This is a genomic window from Reyranella sp., from assembly GCF_036558665.1.
In the GTDB taxonomy this organism is placed as follows: domain Bacteria; phylum Pseudomonadota; class Alphaproteobacteria; order Reyranellales; family Reyranellaceae; genus Reyranella.
In genome coordinates this window covers 46706-60214 of sequence record NZ_DATBFE010000046.1, presented here as the reverse complement: position 1 = coordinate 60214, position 13509 = coordinate 46706, and the positions used below count along the sequence as shown (strand labels likewise).

The 13509-nt window shown below is 66.3% G+C and carries 12 protein-coding genes; 6 read left to right on the top strand and 6 right to left on the bottom strand.

Annotation, left to right across the window (positions count from 1 at the left end; all coding sequences use genetic code 11):
* Positions 1 to 125 precede the first annotated feature (125 nt).
* The 3 genes from VH499_RS06975 to rsmA are packed head-to-tail and all read left to right on the top strand — an operon-like array spanning position 126 to position 3254.
* On the top strand, positions 126 to 1394 hold the full coding sequence (locus VH499_RS06975; RefSeq protein WP_332051977.1) for a peptidylprolyl isomerase: 1269 nt from the start codon (positions 126 to 128) through the stop codon (positions 1392 to 1394).
* Positions 1391 to 2404 (top strand): 4-hydroxythreonine-4-phosphate dehydrogenase PdxA, encoded by a 1014-nt coding sequence (pdxA, locus tag VH499_RS06970; protein ID WP_332051976.1) that lies wholly within the window; start codon positions 1391 to 1393, stop codon positions 2402 to 2404. The genes VH499_RS06975 and pdxA overlap by 4 nt, the downstream gene beginning before the upstream one ends.
* A gap of 1 nt (position 2405) precedes the next feature.
* Positions 2406 to 3254 (top strand): 16S rRNA (adenine(1518)-N(6)/adenine(1519)-N(6))-dimethyltransferase RsmA, encoded by an 849-nt coding sequence (gene rsmA, locus VH499_RS06965; protein ID WP_332051975.1) that lies wholly within the window; start codon positions 2406 to 2408, stop codon positions 3252 to 3254.
* 1 nt (position 3255) lies between these two features.
* Here the strand turns inward: rsmA and gmk are convergent, their stop codons facing one another.
* Both gmk and VH499_RS06955 read right to left on the bottom strand, forming a co-directional pair.
* Complete coding sequence (gene gmk, locus VH499_RS06960; protein ID WP_332051974.1) at positions 3256 to 3912, bottom strand: guanylate kinase; 657 nt, start codon at positions 3910 to 3912, stop codon at positions 3256 to 3258.
* Positions 3902 to 4783: a YicC/YloC family endoribonuclease gene (locus VH499_RS06955; protein WP_332051973.1), complete on the bottom strand. Its 882-nt coding sequence runs from the start codon at positions 4781 to 4783 to the stop codon at positions 3902 to 3904. The genes gmk and VH499_RS06955 overlap by 11 nt, the downstream gene beginning before the upstream one ends.
* Before the next feature lie 110 nt (positions 4784 to 4893).
* Here VH499_RS06955 and VH499_RS06950 point away from each other — a divergent pair, with 110 nt between their 5' ends.
* On the top strand, positions 4894 to 5643 hold the full coding sequence (locus tag VH499_RS06950) for an SDR family NAD(P)-dependent oxidoreductase (protein ID WP_332051972.1): 750 nt from the start codon (positions 4894 to 4896) through the stop codon (positions 5641 to 5643).
* 11 nt (positions 5644 to 5654) lie between these two features.
* Here the strand turns inward: VH499_RS06950 and VH499_RS06945 are convergent, their stop codons facing one another.
* Together VH499_RS06945 and VH499_RS06940 are read right to left on the bottom strand one after the other, a co-directional pair.
* Entirely contained in the window at positions 5655 to 6908 is a 1254-nt protein-coding gene (locus VH499_RS06945) for a hypothetical protein (RefSeq protein ID WP_332051971.1), read from the bottom strand.
* Positions 6909 to 6975: 67 nt separating this feature from the next.
* Positions 6976 to 7683 carry a VWA domain-containing protein gene (locus tag VH499_RS06940; RefSeq protein ID WP_332051970.1) on the bottom strand — a complete coding sequence of 236 codons (708 nt, stop codon included), beginning with the start codon at positions 7681 to 7683 and terminating at the stop codon, positions 6976 to 6978.
* Positions 7684 to 7742: 59 nt separating this feature from the next.
* Between VH499_RS06940 and VH499_RS06935 the strand changes: the two genes are divergently transcribed.
* Together VH499_RS06935 and VH499_RS06930 are read left to right on the top strand one after the other, a co-directional pair.
* Complete coding sequence (locus VH499_RS06935) at positions 7743 to 9272, top strand: hypothetical protein (RefSeq protein ID WP_332051969.1); 1530 nt, start codon at positions 7743 to 7745, stop codon at positions 9270 to 9272.
* 1 nt (position 9273) lies between these two features.
* Positions 9274 to 10530, top strand: coding sequence for an MFS transporter (locus VH499_RS06930; RefSeq protein ID WP_332051968.1), 1257 nt, complete (start codon positions 9274 to 9276; stop codon positions 10528 to 10530).
* Here the strand turns inward: VH499_RS06930 and VH499_RS06925 are convergent.
* Complete coding sequence (locus VH499_RS06925) at positions 10445 to 11377, bottom strand: division plane positioning ATPase MipZ (protein WP_332051967.1); 933 nt, start codon at positions 11375 to 11377, stop codon at positions 10445 to 10447. The two genes, VH499_RS06930 and VH499_RS06925, sit on opposite strands and share 86 nt — an antisense overlap.
* On the bottom strand, positions 11374 to 13485 hold the full coding sequence (locus VH499_RS06920; RefSeq protein ID WP_332051966.1) for a molybdopterin oxidoreductase family protein: 2112 nt from the start codon (positions 13483 to 13485) through the stop codon (positions 11374 to 11376). Before VH499_RS06920 ends, VH499_RS06925 begins: the two co-directional genes overlap by 4 nt.
* Positions 13486 to 13509 lie beyond the last annotated feature (24 nt).

The following is a 13509-nucleotide window of genomic DNA, read 5'->3' as shown; positions in this document are numbered from 1 at the left end:
GACGGCAAATTTTGCCACCTACTGGTTCTTGCCAGATCGGGCGGATCGCGCCAAGCCTCGCCCTCGTTGCAGTGCCGAAGTTGCTGAATATAATGCCGTTCCCTCATTTCCCTTCATTCGGATAAATGCCCGCGTTGCTTCTCCGCGCCCTTGTGGCGACCGCCCTCATTCTTTGCCCCGTGCTCGCATCGGCTCAAGGCCTGCGAGTCGTGGCGCGCGTGAACGACGAGGCGATCACCGATTTCGACCTCAACGAACGCATCGTCTTTGCCATCAAGAGCTCGGGCCTGCAGGACACGGCAGACATTCGCCACCGGCTTGCGCCTCAGATCCTGCGGCAAATGGTCGACGAGAAGCTGCAGGTGCAGCATGCCAAGGCTCTGGGGCTGGCGCCGAGCGATAGCGAGGTGGCCGCGCGCGTGGCCGAGATCGAGCGTTCCGCCGGCATGGCCGCCGGCACTTTCAAGGCATATCTGCAAAGCATTGGCGTGCCGTTCGACATCGCCACCCAGCAGATCCAGGCGACGATCGCGTGGGCGAAGATCGTGCGCCGCAAGGTGCGGCCGCAGGTCAATGTCTCCGACGCCGAGATCGACGACGCTCTGAACCGCATCCGCAGCAATGTCGGCAAGACCGAGGCCCATGTGGCGGAGATCTTCATTCCCATCGACCGGCCCGACCAGGCGGACGAGGCTCGCCGGTCGGCCGACCGGATCGTCGAGCAGATCAGGCGTGGCGCGCCGTTCGCCGCCCTCGCCCAGCAATTCTCCCAGGGCCAGACGGCGAAGAACGGCGGCGATCTCGGTTGGGTGCTGCCCGGTTCGCTCGATCCGGCGATCGACGGCGCGGTCGAAAGGATGCCCCTGCGCCAGGCTTCCGAGCCGATCCGCACGCCGTCCGGATGGCACATCGTCTATGTCGTCGACCGTCGGCCGTTCGCCACGGCGCGCCCCGACGACGTGCGCCTCAACCTCGTGCAGATGACGCTGGCCCTGCCCGCCAATGCCTCGCCCGAGGAAACCAGCCGTGCCACCGCCGAGGCCCAGAAGGCGATGGCTGCGGTGCATCAGTGCAATGATCTCCATGCGCAGTCGCGACAGCTCAAGGGCGCGACCTCGGGTGATCTTCGCGGCATCCGGGTCGGCGATCTCAGGGCCAACCCGCAGATGTACGAGGAGGTTCCGAAACTGCCGGTGGGCGCTGCCGCCGGGCCGTTCCGGGTCGCCGAAGGCCTGCAGGTCGTGGCGCTGTGCGGCAAGGAAGGCGCCGGCGGCCTTCCCTCGCGCGAAGCCATCTCACAGCAGATCCTGTTGCAGAAGGTCGAGGCAGGCGCCCGACGCTATATGCGCGATCTGCGGCGCGCCGCCACGATCGACGTCAAGCAGCCGGCATGACGATCCGTCTGCCGCTCGCCGTCACCATGGGCGAGCCGGCCGGCGTCGGCGGCGAACTGACCCTGAAAGCATGGTTGGAACGCACAGGCGGGGCGCGCGCCTTCTTCGCGATCGACGATCCGATGCGACTGGAAGCTCTTGCTCGCGATCTCGGCCTTGCCGTGCCGGTAAGGAAGGTCGCGCGGGCGTCCGAAGCGGCTGCCATCTTCGACACTGCCCTGCCCGTCCTGCCTGTCCGCCTGCGTTCCCCGGTGCGGGCCGGCCATCCCGATCCGGCCAACGCCGCCGCCACGATCGAGGCAATCGAGCGCGCGGCGTCGCTGGCTGGCGCGGGCGAGATCGCGGGCTTCGCGACCAATCCCATCCAGAAGAAGACTCTTCAGGACGCGGGCTTCGTCCATCCGGGCCATACCGAGTTCCTTGCCGAACTCGCTTCGCGCGCAGCGACAAAGCCGGTCGAGGTCGCGATGATGCTGGCCTGCCCCGAACTGCGCGTGGTTCCCGTCACCATCCATCTGTCATTGGCCCAGGCCGTGCGTAGTCTCGATGCCGCCACGATCGTCCGCGCCGGGCGCATCGCCGCAGCGGGACTGACAGCCCTGTTCGGGATCGCCCGGCCGCGGCTGGCGATCGCGGCGCTCAACCCGCACGCCGGCGAGCAGGGTGCAATGGGCGACGAAGAAGTCCGCATCATCAGGCCGGCGATCGAGACCTTGCGCAAGGACGGCATCGACGTCCGCGGGCCGGCCCCGGCCGACACGCTGTTCCATCCGGCCGCGCGCGCCACCTACGACGCCGCGCTCTGCATGTATCACGATCAGGCCTTGATCCCGATCAAGACCATCGACTTTTCGGGCGGTGTCAACGTCACGCTGGGCTTGCCCTTCGTGCGCACGTCGCCTGATCACGGAACGGCGCTCGATATCGCTGGCACTGGCCGCGCCGACGCTGCCAGCCTGATCGCGGCGCTCGCCATGGCCGACGATATGGCGCGGCGACGCCAGACCTGAGATGAGCCGCTCGGCCGCCGGCGGGATCGCCGACCTGCCGCCGCTGCGCGAGACCATTGCCGCTCATGGGCTCGACGCCCGCAAGCGGCTCGGCCAGCATTTTCTCCTCGATCTCAACCTCACGCGCCGCATTGCGCGGGCCGCGGCTCCTCTCGCAACAGGAACCGTCGTCGAAATCGGTCCGGGACCCGGCGGTCTGACGCGCGCGCTGCTGCTCGAGGGCGCCGCGCACGTCGTCGCGATCGAGGTCGACGCGCGTGCCGTGGACGCCTTGCGCGGATTGCAAGCGGCCTCCGGCGGCCGTCTCGAGGTCGTCCAGGGCGATGCCCTGGCGATCGATCCGGGCACGCTGGGCCCGTCACCTCGCCGCATCGTGGCCAATCTCCCCTACAACGTCTCCACGGCGCTCTTGATCCGTTGGCTGCACGCGGCCGACGCGATTGCCGACATGGTGCTGATGTTCCAGAAGGAGGTCGTCGACCGGCTCGTTGCCGCGCCGCGCAGCAAGGACTATGGCCGCCTCTCGGTGCTGGCCCAGCATGTCTGCGACGTTCGCCGGCTGTTCGAGGTCGCGCCGTCGGCCTTCGTTCCGCCGCCCAAGGTCACTTCAGCCGTCGCGCGACTGACCCCCCGCCCGGCGGCACGACGCCTGGCCGACCTCGGTCCGCTGGAAAAGGTCACCGCCTCTGCCTTCGGTCAGCGGCGCAAGATGCTGCGTGGCTCGCTGCTGGGCCTGTTTCGCGATCCCGTTCTCGTGCTCGAGAGCCTCAAACTTTCGCCGACCGCCCGTGCGGAGGAGCTATCCGTCGGCGACTTCGTGCGCCTGGCAAAGGCCCTCGACGGCCTTTGAGTCAGCGCCCCTCGCGCAGGGCCTTCACGAACGCAGACAGGCCATACTGTCGTTCGCGCCTCAGACGCTCCGCCGTCAGGATCGATTTCAGCTCGATCAGGCTTGTAGCGATATCGCGGTTGATAATCGCATAGTCGTATTCGGCCCAATGGCTCATCTCGTCGGCCGCCTTCGCCATCCGCTTGGCGACGATGTCGCGGGAATCCTGCGCGCGGGTGATCAGGCGGCGCTCGAGGTCGCGGGTCGAGGGCGGCAGGATGAAAACCGTGACCAGGTCCTCACGTCCCTTTTCCTTGAGCTGCTGAGTGCCCTGCCAGTCGATGTCGAACAGCACGTCGCGACCGGAATCCAAGGCCGCCTCGACAGGCGCGCGCGGCGTCCCGTAGTAGTGGTCGAAGACCCGGGCATGCTCGAGAAACTCGCCGCGCTCGATCATGCCGCGGAATGTCGCCGTGTCGACGAACTTGTAGTCCACCCCTTCCTTCTCGCCGGGACGCCTTTCACGCGTGGTAAAGGAAACGCTGAGCTGGACCTGCGAGTCGTTGTCGAGCAGTTGCCGCGAAAGGGTCGTCTTCCCCGCGCCGGACGGCGAGGAAAGCACCAGCATCAAGCCGCGTCGCTGGATCGTGGGCGTTGACGCTTCGACCTCATTCGACATTCTGCACTTGCTCCCGCATGCGCTCGATGGCGCCCTTCAGATCGATGCCAATGCGCGTCAGCTCGATGTCGGCCGACTTCGAGCAGAGCGTATTGGCCTCGCGGTTGAACTCCTGGCAAAGGAAATCGAATTTGCGCCCCACAGGATTGTCCGGGCGCGCCTCGGCCAGCAGGCCGCGCGCCTGGGTAATATGAGCCGCCAGACGGTCGAGCTCCTCGCGCACATCGGCCTTGCCCACGAGCAGCGCCACTTCCTGCGCGAAGCGCTCCTCGGACAAGGCCGGCGTTCGCTGCAGGAGTTCGTCCAGCTGCGCCCGGAAGCGCGACCGCACAGTGTCGATCTGCGCCTCTGCGCGTTCACCGGCGCGACGGCAAAGCGCCTCGGTTTCGTCGATATGGCCCGCGAGCACGCCAGCCAACGCCTTGCCCTCCGCGGCGCGTGCGCCGGCGAGCGCCTTCAGCGCCTCGTCGAGCGTGCCCACCAACGCCTGGTCCAGGGCCGCAATCAGCTCCTCGCTCTCCTGGGTTTCCTCGTCCTCCTCGACCACGCCGCGAACGCGCAGCAGGCCATCGGCGGTCGGCGGCGCGGCGCCGGCCCTGCGCATCTCCTCCACCAACGGCGCGAGCTCGGCGAGCAGAGCACGGTTGATGCGTAACGGCTTGGTCGCCCGCTCGCTGGCAACCGTAAGGGAGATCGATACGTTGCCGCGCCTGAGCTTGGCTCCAACCGCGCTTCGTGCCAGATTTTCCAGCCGCTCGAAGCCCTGTGGAACGCGGCACCGGACATCGAGATTGCGACCGTTAACGCTGCGCGCTTCCCATACCCAGCGCCGCCGCTCATCCGATCCCTGCGCCCGGGCATATCCCGTCATGCTTGAAATCAACAATCCGACTCCGCCTGCACTCCACTGGCCGCAATGCGGCGGGCCACTCTAGTATTCGTCCCGGACCCATACAATGCGAAGCGCCGGAAGGTTATCCCATGAAGAGCTTCACCAGCATCGTCGTCACCGGCGCCTCGAGCGGGATCGGTGAGGCGCTGGCACGGGACTATGCTGCGCCCGGCATTGCCCTCGCCCTGAGCGGGCGGGATGGAGCTCGCCTGCAGGCGGTCGCCGATGCCTGTCGCGACAAGGGCGCCACGGTCGATGCCCGACAGATCGACGTCACCGATCGCGAAGCGCTTGGCGCATGGCTCGCGGTGTTCGACGACGCCCATCCTGTCGACCTGTTGATCGCCAACGCCGGCATTTCCATCGATAAAGGCAACTCCTCGCTCGATGATTTCTCGATCATCCGCCGAACGATGGCCGTCAACCTCGACGGCGTGCTGAACACGGTCGAGCCGCTCGTGGGACGCATGATGGCACGGGGACGGGGCCAGATCGCCGTAGTGTCATCGCTCGCCAGCTTTTTCGGCTTGCCCTACTCGGCCTCGTACAATGCAAGCAAGGCTGCGGTGCGCGTGTGGGCCGAGAGCATCCGCTACGCGCTGAAGAAGAGCGGCGTGGGCGTCAGTACGATCTGCCCGGGCTTCGTCATCAGCCGCATGACGGCCCAGGCGCCCTTTCCCATGCCGTTCCTGATGACGGCGGCACGCGCCTCGGCGATCATCCGGCGCGGCCTTGCCCGCAACAAGGCCCGCATCGCCTTCCCGGTCGGAACCAAGGCCGCCGTCTGGTTCGGCGGGCTTCTGCCGGGAAACTGGACGGCCCGCCTCCTGGGAGCGTGATCGCTCCTCCGTCAGTGGGCCATGATGCCGGCGAGTTCCCGATAGACCCGGCTCGATGCGAGGGCGACGCCCTGTTCCGTCCAGTGCGCGTCGGTCATGCGGTAGGCGCCCGGCACGCCCAGGAAATCCGGACGCAAGTCGATGAACGAGACGGCTGTGTTACGCAGGGCTGAAACCAGAAGCTGATGGCGCACGTCACTGTAGACGTACCAGCTGTAGTAGCGCGGCCACGGCTTCCAGAACTGCACGAAATCGGGCGCGACACTGGCAGCCGGAACGAGGAACACCCGCAGCGGGACATGATGCTCCCTGGCCACGTCCTCCATCGCCTGCAGCCATGACACGGTCGCCGAGATGTCCCCCGGAACGATCTGCTTTTCGGCGTCCTCGGCTGTACGGATCTTGACCTGCTCGTCCTGGCGAAGTTCCGCCAAGACCATCAGGTTGAGAAGCCAGCCAGCCAGGAATTCCTCGCCGTGCAGCCGCGCGTCGAATGCTTGCCAGAAGCGGCCGCCGCCGCGCGAGAAAATCTCGGTGAGCTGCTGTTCGCTTACGTCCGGGTAGTAGTACGTCCTCAAGTGCCGCGCGACTCCGGGTACGCGCTCGGAATCCGGCCCATGCGCGATGGCGAAAAGCTTGTCGAACTCTCCCGGAATCGGTCTGTTGCCCCGAAGGAACTCCGAGAGCCGCAGGCGGTTGACCAGCAGCCAATTGGTGCGTGGCATGACGCGCCCCAGAATCGAGCCGCCCGGCGATTCGTCGACCAGAGGAGGCAGCAGGTTCGAATTGTAGGCCTCGTTCGCCGGCATGAAATCGTTGCCGGAAAAGAAGAACACCAGCAACGCGTCGGGCGACATCTCGAGAGCCACGTCGCGCAGCCGGAAGAAATAGCTTCGCGGGTTGGTGCCGGATATTCCCAGATTGACCGCCTCGAAGCCTTTCGCGCCGGCTTCGTCGGCGCGCTGCTCGACAGCAGCCGGCAGCGATTGCGGGTTCAATGTGAATTCGACCATGCTATCGCCAACGAAGATGCTGCGGAACGTTACGCCAGCCGGCTTGGCAAGCGAGCGTTCGCGATCGTTCATGCCCCAGGAATTGAATGGCCGCCCGAGCCACGGTTTGCCTGCAAGGCTCTTCATCGTCGTATCGACGTTGATAGGCGGAATCGAGCGCAGTGCTCGCGCCGGCCATGGCGGTGCGTAGAAGCCGGCGAGACCTTCGATCCCCGCCAACGTCACGACGGCGAGAACGGTGCCGTAGACCATGGCAAACCAACGCTTTCGCGATGTCGTCATCCCGGTGCGGCCCTCGCAGCTCGACCGGGAATTTATCCTACTCCATCTGGTTGGTCAGCAGTGCCGCCACGCCGCCTTTGTCCCTGCCATACTTAAGCAGCGCCTCGCGTCCGCCGGCGGCATAGGCAGCGACTGCGCCGAGAAGCCGCTTGAGCTGGTCGGGGCTGTTGCGGTCGAACTTGCAATAAGCGCCATGCGTCAGCTTGGCGATCTGCGGAAAGAGCCGGGAAGCAACCCGGTCCCCACCCTCCTGGAAGACGAAGACCGGCACGCCGAGCAAGCCAAGCTGGCCCGCCTGGTGACCCACCTCGTCGACATCCTCCTCGCAGCAATCGCCCACGAACACGACCGCGTCGAGCCGGCTTTCGCGCCGTTGCTCGCCGGCGTAGCGCAGCAAGCGTCCGATCTGCGTACGACCGGCAAGACAACGCACCGCACTCATCAGTCGGGCCAGCTCACGACCTTCGGAGGTCCAGCGACTCACCTTGAATTCGTCGAAGCCGCGATAGAAGGCGAGCCGCACCTCGAGGCCGCCCAGCGTGTCGGCGGCGACGAACATTTCGCCCTGAATGCCGCAGGCATGATCCCAGGTCGGCTCACGACTCGCCGTCGCATCCATGGTGAACAAGAGTCGTCCGCGGCCGCCGCTTGGGCGAGACCCGGGCAGGCGTCCGACCTCGCGCACGAAGGCATCGACGGCGCTGGTCGTTCCGCCAACTGTGGGCGTCTTGCGGTCGCCGGCCATTCTTTGACCCCCTTTCCGGCGTCGAATATGGTGCGCCGCGCGCGTCAATGCCACGAACAATGCGTAGCCGTCGGAGCCCCCCTCTCAAAGCGATCGACGCCCTGCTGGTGATCGCCTCGATCCTGGTCAGCGCCCTCGTCGCTGAGGTCGTCGTCCGCTATGTCGACGGTCTGCCGCTGTTCGCCATGCCGCTGCCGGAGGGCGTGGGCAAGGCCGTCACTGCCGAGCAACGCGACGAGGTGCCCCTCGCGGCTGGCGTGTCGCGGGACTGGTTCTTCGATGACCCGCCATCGCTTCCAAATCGCACCAAGCCGCCTGCCGAGTGGCAACGGCTGTTCGTCGAAGTGAGGAACCATCCGGCGAAGTACGCGCCGTTTCGCCCGGCCGACATCTTCAAGGCCTGGAACTCGGCCTTTGCCGGTGACGACGTCTGCAAGAACAACTTCCTCCATCGCGCACCGGGCGTCGCCTACCTGTACGATCCGCCGGACGGCGAGCCTTACCCGCGCTACCGCTTCCTGCCGGGCGTCACGACGCCGACGGGTCTCGTCACCAACCAGATCGGCTGGCGCGGTCCGCCGATCATCGAGCCCCGCGCGCCGAACACGATCCGCATCGTGTTCGTCGGCGCCTCGACAACGGTCGGCGCGCACCATCTGCCCTTCTCCTATCCGGAATATATCGATTACTGGCTCAATCTCTGGGCGAAATCGAAAAAGCTCGGGCTGCGCTTCGAGGCGCTCAATGCGGGCCGCGAAAGCATTGCCTCGCAGGACATTGTCGAGGTCGTGCGCCATGAGGTGTTGCCGCTGCGCCCCGATCTCGTGGTTTATTACGAAGGGCACAACCAGTTCTGGCTGCCGACCGTCATTCCCGCCCTGCCGCGGGACGGCACCATCCTGAAACCAACGCTCAGGATCGAGACGCCGCCTTCCTGGCTCCTGGCCGCCACGCGCTTTTCCGCCCTCGCCCGCCGGATCCAGGCGGTGGTGGGCTACACGGGCAGCAATCTCGACGGCCGCGAGTGGCCCAAACCCGACTACAAGATCGTGATGCCGCCCCGTCTCGACGAGAACGACCCCGACATCGACGATCCGCGCCTGCCGCTGCATCTCAACGACATCGTGCGCGACCTCGACCGCATGCGAGGCGACCTCGCGACGGTGGGTTCCGAGCTTGCCGTCTCCTCGTTCGTGTGGATGGTGAAGGACGGCCTCGTGCTCAATCCGATCGCCCACAAGTACATCCTCGAGGATCTCAACATCAACGAGTATCCGCTGCACTACCACGACCTCGTCCGGCTCGCGGCGTTTCAAAACCGCGTGTTCCGCAACTATGCCAAGTCGCGTCACCTGTCGTTCATCGACGTCGCCCGGGGCATGCCGCTCGATCCCGACCTGTTCGAGGATGCGATCCACAACACCGCTGGCGGCGTTCGCGAGCGCGCCTGGGTCGTGCTGCAGCAGCTCGTCCCGGTGATCGAACAGCACCTGGCCAGCGGCGCCTGGCCGAAGCCGTTGCCAAAGGACATGCCGCCCTTGCCGACCTTCGCGCCGCGACGCATTGCCGTGGATTGCAAGAAACCCTGACATGGACCGCGACAGTCCGAGCTCGCTGCGCCTCCTGCTGCAGGTGTTCCTGCCCTTCGCGTTCGTCTATTTTGTCTCCTACATCGTGCGCGGCGTGAATGCCGTGATCTTCCCCTACCTCGAGCGCGATGTAGGGGTGACAGCGGCCGACCTCGGCCTGCTCACGTCCGCATTTTTCCTGTTCTTCGCTGCCAGTCAGCCGCTGCTGGGTGTGGCGCTCGACCGCTACGGCCCCCGCCGCCTGCAGGCCGCGCTGATGATCGTGGCCGCGCTCGGCTCCGCCTTGTTCGCGCTGGCCACCTCGCTGCCGCAGCTCGTCCTGGCGCGGGGGCTGATCGGGCTGGGCTTCGCCGGCGGACTGATGGCGGCGATGAAGGCGATCACGCTCTGGTACCCGCCGCGGCGCTGGGGATTGATCACGGGCTTCCACATGATGGCCGGCGGCGCCGGCTCGATGGCCGCGACGCTGCCGGTCGAATGGTCACTGTCCGTCGTGAGCTGGCAGGGGCTCTTCTTCTGGCTTGCCGGCATCGCGTTGTTTGGCGCGTTGCTCCTCCATGCCGTGGTTCCGGAACGAGCATCGTCTAGTCGCGGAAACCTGCGGGACCAGTTCCGCATCACCGGCGCGATCCTGACGGACAGCTTCTACTGGCGGCTCCAGCCGCTTCTTTGCCTGCAGCAGCTTGCCTTCATCGGCTGCATCACGCTGTGGATGGGGCCGTGGCTGCGCGACGTGGGCGGTGTGACCGACAAAGGCGCGCGGGCCGACATCCTGCTCTACGCGACGGCGGCCATGACCGTGGGTTTTGCGGTGAGCGGTCTCATCGCCGAGTTCCTGCGGCATCGCGGCATCGGCGGTTTCCTGTCATCGAATGTTGCCAGCCTGATGTTCGCACTGGTCACCGGCTGGCTTGCCTTCCTGCCGCCCGCCAACCCGGTCCTTCCGTGGATGCTGTTCGGCTTTCTGGGCGCCTATCCCATCCAATACTACCCCGTGATCATGGCGGGTTTCCCGTCCGACTTCGCCGGCCGCGTCAGCACCAGCGTCAATCTGCTGGTCTTCGTCGTGATCTTCGTCGGCCAGTGGGCGATGGGCAAGGTCGTGGAGCTGTGGCCGCCGACGGCGACCGGCTACGCACCCGATGGCTATACCTGGGCGTTTGGCGCCCTCTTCATCCTGCAGCTTGCTGCTCTGGCATGGGCTCTGCTGTCACCGGGCCGGCCGATGGCGCGCGGGCCGCGGGCGGCGGCAGATTGAGGGCGGCGACCAGGTCGCGCACTTCCTGGCGCGCGGCGACATGACTCAAGGTCAGCGACGGTCCGGCGCCACCGCGCTTCAGGTCGAGGAGCGTGAGGCCGTTCAGGAACAGCTCGCGATAGATCACGCGCTCGCTGAGGCCCGTCGCGATGCGAAAGCCGATGCGCTTGGCCAGTGCCTCGAGCACGGTCCCCATGTCGCGCTTGTTGCGGGCCGCGAGCGACGACAGGCGGTTCCGCATGACCACCCAGTCGACAGGGCGGCCGCCCTGGACGGCGCGGATCTGCCGCTGCTTCCACACCGCCTCGGCATAGACCGATGGCCGCACGACCTTGAGCGTGTCCGGGTCGACACGCGCCAGCAGATCGAGATCGATGAAGCTGTCGTTCAGCGGCGTGAGAAGCGTATCCGCCCAGGTATGCGCCAGCCGCGACAGGTTGGTGTCGCTGCCCGGAGTGTCGATCAGGACGAAATCGGCGCCGAGCAGCGGGGGCTCGAGCGCTTCCTCGAAGCGGGCCTGCTCGTCGGTATCGGCCATGCCACGATCGGGCAACGTCGACGCCTCGACAGCCGCATGCATCGGGACCGGCAGGTCGAGACCCTTGCGCCGCGCATAGGCGATCCGGTTCTCGATATAGCGGCTGAGCGTGCCCTGCCGCGCATCGAGGTCGAGCGTGGCCACCGATGCGCCGTCGCTCATCAGGCCGACCGCGATGTGGAGCGCCGTCGTGGACTTGCCCGATCCGCCCTTCTCGTTGCCGATCACCACCACGTGCGCGCGTCCCGGCACGCGCACGTGCTCGGTCTGCGCGATGCTGGGATTGACGGCGGTCTGGAAGGTGCTCACGCGAGCTTTCGGATCCAGACCGCGGTGTCGTGAAATACGGCACCGCCATGCGGCCAGCCGGGGTCGGCCGAGGTAACGGCATTGATCCCGATACCGGTCACGAAGTTGCGGTTGGGCCAGATCCCTTCGACGACCACGACTCCGCGCTGCTGGCCGGCCTTCGGCCGGGCATGGACGACGGTCTTGCCGCGCTCGTTGCCGAGCTCGACGCGGTCGCCCTCGCCAATGTCCATGGCCGCGCAGTCTTCCGGGTTCATCAGCGCCGTCGGCCGCACCTCGCGCTTCTGGCTGGAAGGCGTCTCGGTGAAGGTCGAATTGAGGAACGTCCGTGCCGGCGCCGCTACCAGCCTGAACGGCTTCTCGGCGGTGGCATTGTCGATCACGTCGAAATGATCAGGCAGCGCCGGCATGTCCTTGCCGCGCGGGCCAAATGCGGCCCAGTCCGGCTTGAAGCGGAATTTCTTGTCAGGCCAGGGAAAGCCATCGAGGAAGTGCGACGTCTCGAAGCCGAGATGGAAGTCCTGGCCGCCGTTCCTCCAGTTGGTCTCGGCGTCCCACATGCCCGAGACCTTGAGCGATTCGTCCATGATCTCCCAGGGCGTCATCTCGAAGCCGCGATGGCTGGCGCCCAGCCGCCTGGCCAGTTCGCATATGACGTAATGGTTCTCGCGGCATTCGCCCGGCGCTTCGATCACCCTCTTCGTGACCTGGAAGAAAGTGTGACCGCTGGCTGTGTAGAAGTCGTCGTGCTCGAGGAACATGGTCGCCGGCAGCACGATGTCGGCCAGGGCCGCGGTTTCGGTCAGGAACTGCTCGTGCACGCAGACGAAGAGGTCGTCGCGCTTGAGACCCTTGTGGACCAGTTCGAGCTCGGGACAGACCATCGCCGGGTTCGTGTTCTGGATCAGCAGCCCCGTGACCGGCGGTCCGTTCTTCAGAGCCTCGGCATCACCGGTCAGGATCGGCCCCAGCCGTGACTGGTCGAGAGCGCGCAGCGACTTGTCCTCGACGTCGAGCCCATCGATCAGCGTACGATCGAGCGGATACATGCCTGTGTGGCCGTACAGCGCGCCGCCGCCCTTCGCCTTCCATGCGCCGGTCACCGCCGGCAGGCAGGTCGCCGCATGCATGTTCGCGGCGCCGTTGCGCGTGCGGCTGAAACCGTGATGGCAACGGATAAAAGGAGCCTTGGCCTGCCCGTACATTCGCGCGAAGGCCACGATCTCCTCGGCCGCAAGACCGGTGATCTTCGACGCCCATTCCGGGGTGCGGGTCGCCACATGCGCGGCGAGCTCGTCCGGCGCGTCGGTGTAGCGACGCATATAGTCCCAGTCGGCGTAGCCCTCCTTGAAGAGGACGTGCATGACGCCGACGGCAAGCGCCCCGTCGGTGCTCGGCCGCACCGCCAGATGCATGTCGGCCTGCTCGGCCGTGCCGGTACGGTAAGGATCGACCACGACCAGTTTCGCTCCGTGCTTCTTGGCACGCATGGCGTGGGTCATGACATTGACCTGGGTGTTGACCGGATTGCCGCCCCAGATAACCACGAGGTCGGAATGCTCGTCGATCTCGCGCAGGTCGGCGCCACGCTTGGCCCCCACGCCGGCGATCCAGCCGGTATCGGAAAGCGTCACGCAGATGGTCGAGAACCAGCGCGAGTATCTCATCGCATGGCGCAGGCGATTGATGCCGTCGCGCTGAACCAGTCCCATCGTGCCGGCGTAGTAGTACGGCCAGATCGTCTCGGTGCCGTGCCGGCGCGCCTTGGCGATGAACTGCTCGGCCACGATGTCGAGGGCATCGGTCCAGGAGATCTCGGCAAATTGCCCGGAGCCCTTCGGGCCGGTCCTCCGCAGCGGCTTCATCAGCCGATCGGGATGATGGACGCGCTCGGCATAGCGGGCGACCTTCTCGCAGATCACACCCGCGGTGTAGTCGTTGCGCATCGAGCCGCGGATGCGACCGATGCGCTTGCTGTCGAGCCTCTCGACATCGAGCGCGCAGGTGCTGGTGCAATCGTGCGGGCAGACCGACGGCACGATGGTGACGCCTGCCGCCGCATCCTTGACGCGCGACGGCGGCGGATAGGAATGGTCGTCCGGGCTCATGGCAAAAAAGATACTCCCGCTGGC